The organism is Sulfitobacter sp. CW3, from assembly GCF_019392245.1.
Classification (GTDB): Bacteria; Pseudomonadota; Alphaproteobacteria; order Rhodobacterales; family Rhodobacteraceae; genus Sulfitobacter.
In genome coordinates this window covers 1-280 of the sequence record NZ_JAHXRL010000135.1, presented here as the reverse complement: position 1 = coordinate 280, position 280 = coordinate 1, and the positions used below count along the sequence as shown (strand labels likewise).

The following is a 280-nucleotide window of genomic DNA, read 5'->3' as shown; positions in this document are numbered from 1 at the left end:
CCGAGGCGCGCCCGGAAGACAAGCTGCAACTGATCCGCGACTACCAGGCCCAGGGCAAGCTCGTGGCCATGACCGGCGACGGCACCAACGACGCCCCGGCGCTGGCCCAGGCAGACGTCGCGGTGGCGATGAACAGCGGCACCCAGGCCGCCAAAGAAGCCGGCAACATGGTTGACCTCGACAGCAACCCGACCAAGTTGATCGAAGTGGTCGAGGTCGGCAAACAGATGCTGATGACCCGCGGCGCCCTCACCACGTTCAGCGTGGCGAATGACGTGGC

The 280-nt window shown here is 66.4% G+C and carries 1 protein-coding gene; it reads left to right on the top strand.

The features are described from left to right. On the top strand, nt 1-280 hold a 280-nt coding region (locus tag KZZ06_RS20510; RefSeq protein ID WP_219581821.1), incomplete at both ends, for an HAD-IC family P-type ATPase.